General features: G+C 69.5%; 7 protein-coding genes. 5 read left to right on the forward strand and 2 right to left on the reverse strand.

Annotation, left to right across the window (positions count from 1 at the left end):
- Positions 1-13 precede the first annotated feature (13 nt).
- Positions 14-823 carry a ParA family protein gene (locus BM287_RS07885; protein WP_090037340.1) on the reverse strand — a complete coding sequence of 270 codons (810 nt, stop codon included), beginning with the start codon at positions 821-823 and terminating at the stop codon, positions 14-16.
- Positions 824-902: 79 nt separating this feature from the next.
- Here BM287_RS07885 and BM287_RS07890 point away from each other — a divergent pair, with 79 nt between their 5' ends.
- The 5 genes from BM287_RS07890 (at position 903) to BM287_RS07910 (ending at position 8462) form a co-directional block, all read left to right on the forward strand.
- Positions 903-4307: a pyruvate carboxylase gene (locus BM287_RS07890; protein ID WP_090037339.1), complete on the forward strand. Its 3405-nt coding sequence runs from the start codon at positions 903-905 to the stop codon at positions 4305-4307.
- 82 nt (positions 4308-4389) lie between these two features.
- The gene (locus tag BM287_RS07895; RefSeq protein WP_090037337.1) at positions 4390-5757 is read left to right on the forward strand and encodes a MinD/ParA family ATP-binding protein; all 1368 of its coding nucleotides are present in this window, start codon (positions 4390-4392) and stop codon (positions 5755-5757) included.
- A gap of 91 nt (positions 5758-5848) precedes the next feature.
- Complete coding sequence (def, locus tag BM287_RS07900) at positions 5849-6340, forward strand: peptide deformylase (RefSeq protein WP_090037335.1); 492 nt, start codon at positions 5849-5851, stop codon at positions 6338-6340.
- Between the two features lie 127 nt (positions 6341-6467).
- Positions 6468-7313: an NAD-dependent epimerase/dehydratase family protein gene (locus tag BM287_RS07905; RefSeq protein WP_090037333.1), complete on the forward strand. Its 846-nt coding sequence runs from the start codon at positions 6468-6470 to the stop codon at positions 7311-7313.
- 423 nt (positions 7314-7736) lie between these two features.
- Positions 7737-8462: an endonuclease domain-containing protein gene (locus tag BM287_RS07910; protein WP_090037331.1), complete on the forward strand. Its 726-nt coding sequence runs from the start codon at positions 7737-7739 to the stop codon at positions 8460-8462.
- 18 nt (positions 8463-8480) lie between these two features.
- On the opposite strand, the gene BM287_RS07915 is transcribed toward BM287_RS07910, so the two are convergent.
- Positions 8481-8796: integrase core domain-containing protein (locus BM287_RS07915; protein WP_139230634.1), on the reverse strand; the 316-nt coding region annotated here is incomplete at its 5' end.

The following is an 8796-nucleotide window of genomic DNA, read 5'->3' on the forward strand; positions in this document are numbered from 1 at the left end:
GGTCGGAGTGCGCTCAGGACGGGGCGGTCTCGTACTCGCCGATGCGGGCGGTGCGCAGCACACGCTCCAGCAGCAGGTCGAAGTTGTGCGCCATCTCCTGGGCGCTCTCGCCGGGCCACACGTGCAGCGGCTTCGCCGCGCCCTGCGCCTGCTGCAGCGACGTGCGCTCCGGCAGCTGAGGGGAGAGAACGAGCGGCCCGAACATGTCGCGCAGCTCCTTGATCCGGAACTGGTGCTCCAGAGATTGCACACGCGCGCGGTTCACGATGATGCCGAGCGGCTGGAGGCGCGGCGACAGTCCGCGACGGATCTCCTCGATCGCGCGCAGCGCGCGGTCGGCCGCGGCGACGGAGAACAGGCCGGGCTCGGTGACCACGGCGACGCGGTCGCTGGCCGCCCAGGCGGTCCGGGTCAGAGCATTGAGAGACGGCGCGCAGTCGATCAGCACGATCTCATAGTCGTGCTCGACATTGGCGAGCGCCTCCTCGAGCTTCCAGATGTCGCGGATGCTCGGATGCGGGCCGTCGAAGTTGATGGCCGACGGACTGCCGATCATCACGTCGATCGTGCCGGAGCGGCCCTTGGTCCAGCCGGACGGGGCGATCGCGGCGCGCACGATCTTCTCCTTGGGGGAGGCGAGCACGTCCGCCACATTGAGGTGCCCTGCGACCTGGATGTCCATGCCGGTCGAGACATCGGATTGCGGATCGAGATCGACGACCAGTGTGCGCAGGCCCTTCGCGAACGCCGCCGACGCCAGCCCGAGCGTCACCGTCGTCTTTCCGACACCGCCCTTGAGGGAGCTAACGCTGAGTACGTGCACGAGAGCCAACTTACCTTTACTAGTCTTAGAGAACCTAACCGTTTGCTGTGTGGTGTCGACCCCTGCTCGAAAGGTCCCCATGTTCCGAAAGATCCTCGTTGCCAACCGTGGTGAGATCGCCATCCGGGCCTTCCGGGCCGCCTACGAGCTGGGGGCCGAGACGGTCGCCGTGTTCCCGTATGAGGATCGCAATTCCATGCATCGGCTGAAGGCCGACGAGGCGTACCAGATCGGCGAGCCCGGCCATCCCGTGCGCGCCTACCTGGATGTGCAGGAGATCATCCGGGTCGCTCAGGAGTCCGGGGCTGACGCGATCTACCCCGGCTACGGGTTCCTTTCCGAGAACCCCGAGCTCGCCGAGGCCGCTCGCGCAGCGGGCATCACGTTCATCGGCCCGCGCGCCGAGGTGCTCGAGATGGCGGGCAACAAGGTCACGGCGAAGGAGCACGCGATCGCGGCCGGTGTGCCCGTCCTCAAGTCCTCGAAGCCCTCGAAGGACATCGAGGAGCTCCTCGCGTCGGCCGACGAGATCGGCTTCCCGATCTTCGCGAAGGCCGTGGCGGGCGGCGGCGGTCGCGGGATGCGACGGGTCAACCGCCGCGAGGAGCTGCGCGCCGCCCTCGAGGAGGCCATGCGCGAGGCCGACAGCGCGTTCGGCGACCCCACGATGTTCCTGGAGCAGGCGGTGCTGCGTCCGCGCCACATCGAGGTCCAGATCCTGGCCGACGGCTCCGGCGACACGATGCACCTGTTCGAGCGCGACTGCTCGGTGCAGCGGCGTCACCAGAAGGTCGTCGAGATCGCGCCGGCCCCGAACCTCGACGAGAACATCCGCCAGGCCCTCTACCGGGACGCGGTCGCCTTCGCCCGGTCCATCGGCTACGAGAACGCCGGAACCGTGGAGTTCCTGCTCGACACCGCGGGCGAGCGCGCCGGGCAGCACGTCTTCATCGAGATGAACCCGCGCATCCAGGTCGAGCACACGGTGACGGAGGAGATCACCGATGTCGATCTCGTCCAGTCGCAGATCCGCATCGCGGCGGGGGAGACCCTGTCCGGCCTCGGCCTCAGCCAGGAGACCGTCCATATCCGCGGTGCGGCCCTCCAGTGCCGGATCACGACCGAGGACCCGACCGCCGGCTTCCGCCCGGACACCGGGAAGATCACGACGTACCGGTCGCCCGGTGGCGCGGGCATCCGCCTCGACGGCGGCACGATCAACCCGGGCGCCCAGATCAGCCCGCACTTCGACTCGATGCTGGCCAAGCTGATCTGCCGCGGCCGCGACTTCCCGGCCGCCGTGCTCCGCGCTCGCCGGGCGCTGGCGGAGTTCCGCGTCCGCGGTGTCGCCACGAACATCCCGTTCCTGCAGGCGGTGCTGGAGGACCCGGACTTCATCGCCGGCAACGTCTCCACCTCCTTCATCGAGGAGCGCCCGCAGCTGTTCAAGGGCCGCGAGTCGAAGGACCGTGGCACCAAGGTCCTCAACTGGCTCGCCGATGTCACGGTCAACCAGCCGAACGGCCCGCGCCCGCTGAGCTCGGACCCGACCGAGAAGCTGCCGGGGATCGATCTCGCTGCACCGGCCCCCGCCGGTTCGCGGCAGCGCCTGCTGGAGCTCGGCCCGAAGGGATTCGCCGAGGCCCTGCGCGCGCAGACGGCCCTCGCGGTCACCGAGACCACGTTCCGCGACGCGCACCAGTCCCTGCTGGCGACGCGCGTCCGCACCCGCGATCTGCTCGCGGTCGCGCCCTACGTCGCACGGATGACGCCGGAGCTGCTGTCCGTCGAGGCCTGGGGTGGCGCGACCTTCGACGTCGCCCTCCGCTTCCTCGGCGAGGACCCGTGGGAGCGGCTCGGCGCGCTCCGCGAGGCGCTGCCGAACATCAACATCCAGATGCTGCTGCGCGGCCGCAACACCGTCGGCTACACGCCGTATCCGACGCAGGTCACGGACGCCTTCGTGCAGGAGGCGGCAGCGACCGGAGTCGACATCTTCCGCATCTTCGACGCCCTCAACGACGTGTCGCAGATGCGGCCGGCGATCGAGTCCGTGCTCGCCACCGGTTCGGCGGTCGCCGAGGTCGCCGTCTGCTACACGGGCGATCTGCTCGACCCGGCCGAGGACCTCTACACACTCGACTACTACCTGCGTCTCGCCGAGCAGATCGTCGAGTCCGGCGCGCACATCCTCGCGGTGAAGGACATGGCGGGCCTGCTCCGGCCGTCGGCCGCCGAGGCGCTGGTCGCAGCGTTCCGCGAGCGGTTCGACCTCCCGGTGCACGTGCACACCCACGACACCCCGGGCGGCCAGCTCGCGACGCTGCTCGCCGCATCCCGGGCCGGTGCGGACGCCGTGGACGTCGCGAGCGCCCCCATGGCCGGCACCACCAGCCAGCCGAGCGCCTCCGCCCTCGTCGCCGCACTCGCGCACACCGAGCGCGACACCGGCATCTCGCTCAGCGCGGTCGAGGACCTCGAACCGTACTGGGAGGCGGTCCGCCAGGTGTACCGGCCGTTCGAGTCGGGCCTTCCCGGCCCCACCGGCCGCGTGTACAAGCACGAGATCCCCGGAGGCCAGCTCTCCAACCTGCGCCAGCAGGCGAAGGCTCTCGGTCTCGCCGAGGACTTCGAGCTGGTGGAGGACATGTACGCGGCGGCCAACCGCATCCTGGGCCGGATCCCCAAGGTGACGCCCTCGTCCAAGGTCGTGGGCGACCTCGCCCTGCACCTCGCAGCGGTGAAGGCCGACCCGGACGACTTCGCCGAGAACCCGCAGAACTACGACATCCCGGACTCGGTCGTCGGCTTCATGGCCGGCGAGCTGGGCGAGCTGCCGGGTGGATGGCCGGAGCCGTTCCGCACGAAGGTGCTGGCCGGCAAGACCATCAAGGTCGGTGTCGAAGACCTCTCGGCCGACGACGCCAGTGCGCTCGAGGGCTCCAGCGAGGAGCGCCGCGCGACCCTCAACCGGTTGCTCTTCCCCGCTCCGACCCGGATCTACGAGCAGATGCGCGAGCTCTTCGGCGACCTGTCGGTGGTCGACTCCCTCGACTATCTCTACGGGCTGCGGCAGGGCTCCGAGCACGTCATCGAGTTCAGCCGCGGCGTGCGTCTCTACGTCGGCCTGGAGGCGATCGGCGAGGCGGACGAGAAGGGCATGCGGACGGTCATGACCACGCTCAACGGCCAGCTCCGGCCGGTGTTCGTGCGCGACCGCAGCATCGTCGTCGAGACGAAGGCGGCCGAGAAGGCGGACACGGCGAAGCCCGGCCAGGTCGCGGCACCGTTCTCCGGCGTCGTGACGCTGCAGGTGGGCGTCGGCGACCCGGTCGCCGTCGGCCAGGCCGTCGCATCCATCGAGGCCATGAAGATGGAGGCGGCGATCACCGCTCCCGTCGCCGGCGTCATCGAGCGGCTCGCCATCCCGAAGACGCAGCAGGTGGATGCGGGCGACCTGCTCGTGGTCATCCAGACCGCCTGACCGGCCCCGGCCGACCCGGAACCGGGACGGCCTACAATGACGAATCGCGGGACCCGCCCGCAGCAGAAGGAGATCGCACCACGTGGCAGACAAGCCCGACGCCGACGCACCGGAGGAGCGCGAACCGCGCGACCTCGTGCCGGCCGACGACGAGCTGACGCCCGCGCGTCCGTTCCTCCCCGCATCCTCGCTGGATGTGGATTCGACCCTCAGCATCGCGCTCGACCTCCCGCCGGTGGCTCCCCGCGAGATCCCAGAGGACGAGGCGGCGGTCGCGATCGACGACGTCCCGGTCGACCCGGGATTCGTCGCGTCGCCCGCCGAGCCGACCACCATGTCGGTGGCGATCGTCGCCTCCCGCCTGGCGACGGCCCCGGCCGCGGAGCCGGAGTCCGGGTCCGCAGCCGGCGGGGCGGCTGCCGCCGGGAGCGACATCCCCCCGCTGCCGGGATCCGAGCCGTACTCGGCGTCGCGCCGCGACCGCCTGCGCGGCGAGTACTCCGCGCAGCCGGAGCCTGCCGCGATGCTGACCGCCGATCGCCTGCTGGAGGTCAACCGCAAGACGCGCCCGGGCCCTGAGGGGGCCTGGCAGCGATTCGTCTACAACGTCACCTTCCGCCTGGTGAACCTGGGTGACTCGGCCGCCGTGCGTGCCCGCAAGGAGCTCGACCACCGCATCCAGAAGCACTTCGAGGGCGGCGCCCGCTTCGTCCCCGTGCTCACCCGCAAGGGCGGGGTCGGCAAGACCACCGTGACCACCCTGCTCGGGATGGCGCTGGCGTCGGCTCGCGAGGACCGCATCATCGCGATCGACGCCAACCCGGACCGCGGGACGCTGTCCGAACGGGTCCCGAGGCAGACGCGGTCCACGGTCCGGGATGTCGTGCACAAGGCTGCCAGCATCGGCGGCTTCACCGACTTCTCCGCGCTCGTCTCGCGGGACGAGACGCGGCTCGACATCCTCGCATCGGACACGGACCCGCTGCTGTCGGAGGCGTTCGACGAGAACGACTACAACGTCGTCGCCGACCTGTCGGCACGCTTCTACTCGATCGTCCTGACCGACTGCGGCACCGGCATCGTCCACTCGGTGATGCGCGCGACCCTGCAGCGGGCCGACTCCCTGGTGATCGTGTCGGGCGGCAGCGTGGACGAGGCGCGGCTCGCCTCCGAGACGCTCACGTGGCTCGAGGCCAACGGGTACGGCGAACTGGTCCGCAACGCGGTCGTCGCGCTCAACACCGCGACGCACGCCACGAACCTGGTGAAGCTGGACGAGATCGAGGCGCACTTCCGCTCGCGGGTGCGTGAGATCGTCCGCATCCCGTACGACCCGCAGCTGGCCGCCGGATCGGTCGTCTCCTGGAAGGATCTCAAACCGCTGACCCGGCTGTCGGCCCGCACGTTGGCCGCCCTCGTGGTCGAGGGTCTGCCGGCCGAGCGCGACTGAACGTCCTCTCGTCCGTCCGGCCGCCCGACCTCTCGTCCGCCCGTTGTCCCGTCCGCCCGTTGTCTCGTCCGCCCGTTCTCGAGGAGTACCTGTGACCGAACGTCAGATCCGCCTGTTCGGCGACCCTGTGCTGAAGACGCCGTCCGAGCCGATAGCCGAGATCGACGACGGCGTGCGCGGCCTCGTCGAGGACCTCGTGGACAGCGTCCTGCCGCCGGGTCGCGCCGGTGTCGCCGCGCCGCAGATCGGCGTGGACAAGCGCGCCTTCAGCTACAACGTGGATGGTCAGGTCGGCTACGTCATCAACCCCGTGCTCGTCGAGGTGTCGGGTGAGCCGGAGCTGATGGACGAGGGGTGCCTCTCCGTGCCCGGGCTCTGGTTCAAGACGCTCCGCTATCCCTTCGCCCGGGTGACCGGCATCGATCTGGACGGCAACGAGGTCGAGCTGTCCGGGACCGGCGTCCTCGCCCAGGCGCTGCAGCACGAGACGGACCACCTCGACGGGAAGCTCTACCTCGACCGGCTCGACAAGGAGTCGCGCCGGGAGGCCATGAAGCAGGTCCGCGCCTCCGACTGGTTCTGACGCCGCGCCGCCGCGCCGCCGCGCCGCCGCGCCGCCGCCGCGGACCGCCGAAGTGCTCGTTGTTGCAGCTCGCCCCGGCGTGTCGCGTGCACCTTCGAGCACCTCGGCGCTCTCGTAGACTGGCCGAATGCGAATCGCTGTCACCGGAGGATCGGGCAAGCTCGGGCGCACCGTCGTGCGCGAACTGCGGAGGGCGGGGGATGACGTCGTCTCCCTGGATGCTGTGGGCGAGCGCGGGCCCGGATTCGTCCAGGTGGACCTCACCGACTACGGCCAGACCATCGACGCGATCCTCGGGGTGAACGACCGCCACGACGGGTTCGACGCGATCGTGCACCTCGCGGCGATCCCGGCACCGGGCATCCTAAGCGACGTGGCGACGTTCCACAACAACATCCGTGTCACCTACAACGTGTTCCAGGCCGCCCGGCGGGCGGGGATCCGCAACGTCGTGTACGCGTCGAGCGAGACGGTGCTCGGGCTGCCGTTCGACGTGCCGCCGCCGTACATCCCCGTGGATGAGGACTACCCGGCGCGCCCGGAGAGCACGTACTCGCTGGTCAAGCATCTCGAGGAGCAGATGGCCATCGAGCTGGTCCGCTGGGATCCGGCCCTCAAGATCGTGGCGCTCCGCTTCTCCAACGTCATGGACCCCGAGGACTACGCCGCTTTCGCCGATTTCGACGACGACCCGTGGGCGCGCAAGTGGAACCTCTGGGGCTACATCGACGGCCGCGACGGCGCCCAGGCGATCCGCCGCGCGCTGGAGTGGGACACCACCGGCTTCGACCGCTTCATCATCGCGGCCGCCGACACCGTCATGTCCCGCCCGAACGACGAGCTCGTCGCCGAGGTGTTCCCCGGAGTCCCGCTGAAGCGCGAGCTGGGCGTCAATGACACCCTGCTGTCCATCGACAAGGCTCGCCGCATCCTCGGCTTCGCCCCCACCCACTCCTGGCGCGACGCCACCTGACCCCCATTCCCACATTCGTGACGAATGTGCACCTCGGCGGGGGTTGGGGCGAGATTCGTGACGAATGTGCACCTCGGCGGGGGTTGGGGCGACATTCGTGACGAATGTGCTTCCGCCTCCAGCGGCCGTGGGACCGCGATTCGTCACGAATGTGTGTGGCCCTGGGGAGAAGGCGCCGAAGTCCACAGATCCCGCCGCGCCGGTCTCGGAAGGGCCGCGACGTAGTGCGATGAATGGATGCGAACCCCACCACCTCTTCCGCCCGCTCTCGTCGGCATCCCCTTCGTGCGCAGGGAAGCTCATCACCTCGGAGTTGGACCGTCGCGTCTCCGCAGACCCGATCTCCACCATCCGTTTCACTCGGTACATCTGACCGTCGCGCCGACCAGTGTTCAGGAACTCTGCCGGGCCTATCTTCCTCTGATGCCCGAGGGAGGCTACTTCAGCCATCAAACAGCGGCGGCGCTCCTGGGTGTCCCGCTTCCCGACTGGTCTCCGGAGGATCCCCTGCACGTGTCGGTAGCGTTTCCCCGCACCCCGCCGCGGGGTCGCGGCGTGGTCGGTCACAGCCTCGGGAGCGTCTCGGGTGAGATCCGCGATGGCGTCCCCATTTGCACTCCCGCTCACGTCTGGTGCCAGCTCTCGGGCGTGATCGGCCGGGAAGACCTGGTCGCGGCCGGCGACCACCTCGTCGGGGCACGCCGGCGCGGGGCACTGTTGGACGCGGGTGAGCTCGCGGAATTGGCTGAAGAGCTGAACCGAACCAGAGGAGCCTGCGCGCGGGCCTGGGCGCTCCCGCGCATCCGGTTCGGTTCCGACTCGCGACCGGAGACCCTCCTGCGGCTCTTCCTCGAGGCGCACGGCTTCTGCGGACTCGAGGTCAACGATGCCGTGTCCGTCGACGGCGGCCGGTTGACCCTCCATCCCGACCTCAGCATCCCGCGACGACGCCTCGCCTTCGAGTACGAGGGCGATGGGCATCGGGTGGATCGACGGCAGTGGCGGCTCGACATCGAGCGGCGGGAGCTTCTTGAGGCCGAGGGGTGGCGGGTGGTCCGCGTGACGGCCTCCGACCTCTTCGCTGATCCCGCTGCTTTCCTCGCACGCATCGGCCGATTCGTCACGAATGTGCACTCAGAGCGCGTCTAAGTGCACATTCGGGCTGTGTCAAGCTGCGTGGAGTCGTTGGGTGGGGGTGTTGATGCCGACGAGGCCGGCTGGCTTTGGGGTGTTGGGGTGGTGGCGGAAGCGTTCGGGGTGGGCTTGGTAGTAGGCGTGTTGGACGTTGTGGCGGTGTTGCCAGTGGCGGTGCCAGCTGCCGTCGTGGACCTGGTCGGGTGAGAACAGGGCGATGCCGGAGTGTTTGTGGTGCTGGTTATACCAGGGCACGTAGGTGTCCATGAACGCCCGGGCTTGCTCGATCGTGTCGAAGATGCCGGGGTAGTTGGGGCGGTATTTCATGGTGCGGAACTCGGACTCGGAG

Origin of the sequence: Leifsonia sp. CL147, from assembly GCF_900114565.1 — a bacterium.
In the GTDB taxonomy this organism is placed as follows: domain Bacteria; phylum Actinomycetota; class Actinomycetes; order Actinomycetales; family Microbacteriaceae; genus Leifsonia.